This window comes from Vibrio genomosp. F10 str. 9ZD137 (genome assembly GCF_049974785.1).
GTDB lineage: Bacteria > Pseudomonadota > Gammaproteobacteria > Enterobacterales > Vibrionaceae > Vibrio.
Window position 1 is genome coordinate 1 of the sequence record NZ_JBNGCJ010000102.1, and the last position, 1,056, is coordinate 1,056.

Sequence of the window (1,056 nt, forward strand, 5' to 3'; positions counted from 1 at the left end):
GGTGATTGGCTTGTTCTGCGCCTGCTTCATGTTGCTCGATGCACGTAAGGCCGCTATTGCAAGGTTGCACGCGCTTGGCGTTAGCCGCAAGAAATTGATGGCGATGGTGCTCGGGCAAATCGTTGCGCTTGTCGCCTTTACTTTGGTTATTGCCATACCGCTTGGTGCTATGGTTGGTTACGTGCTCACCGACATTGTTACCCTACGTGCCTTTGGGTGGAGCTTAAACTACCAGTGGAACTGGAGTGATGCGCTCAGCATTTCCGCGATCACGATTATGGTGGCAGTGATTGCAACACTCATTCCCCTATGGCGCTTGGTCAGTAAGCCCGTGGTATCTAGCTTGCAAAGTGAGGTGCTGTAATGAACGTTGGTGTGAAGAGTAAGCTAATGAAAATGTCCGTTTTCTTAATTGGGATGCTAGCCCTTTGGGGCTGTGAAAAATCAGGCCAACAAACAACACAAAGTATGGGGGCGATACTCGGCAATGAAAAACAGACCGACGATGAAACACAAGAAGACGGTGCTCAATTCACCCCAGTAGTCAAAGGCGTGGAGTTCACCTTCCCTGCCGACCACCAAGCCCACCCAAGCTTTCGCCATGAGTGGTGGTATTTTACCGCAAACTTACGCGATGAAAATGGCCATCATTTGGGCGTACAGTGGACACAGTTCCGCTTTGCCTCTGCCCCTCAAGAAAACGACCATCAGACAAAGCAGCCTAAGCAAACCGCATGGCAAAGCCAACAGATCTACCTGGCGCACAGTGCCGTTACCTCTAAAGACAAACACTACGCCGATGAAAAGTGGTCTCGTGACCAAACAGAATTGGCAGGCGTTGAGGCTTCACCATTTCATGTCTATCTTGATGATTGGCAGTGGAACTCTTCAAGCGATGATCTGTTCCCTGCAACCTTGAATGCTCACTCCAGTCAGTTTGGCTACTCGTTAACACTCACTAGCGACTGGCCCTATCAGAAACAGGGCGAGGACGGCTACAGCACGAAGAGCAGCGATGGCAAAGTCGCTTCCTATTACTACAGCCAGCCGTTTATC

Annotated in this window: 2 protein-coding genes; both read left to right on the top strand. The window is 50.5% G+C overall.

Features of this window, described 5'->3' with window-relative positions; all coding sequences use genetic code 11:
* Positions 1-364 (top strand): FtsX-like permease family protein (locus tag ACP45E_RS01300; protein ID WP_141707171.1); only part of this gene is annotated, 364 nt, incomplete at its 5' end.
* Positions 365-390: 26 nt separating this feature from the next.
* A partial coding sequence (locus tag ACP45E_RS01305; RefSeq protein ID WP_426510412.1) for a lipocalin-like domain-containing protein occupies positions 391-1,056 on the top strand: 666 nt, incomplete at its 3' end.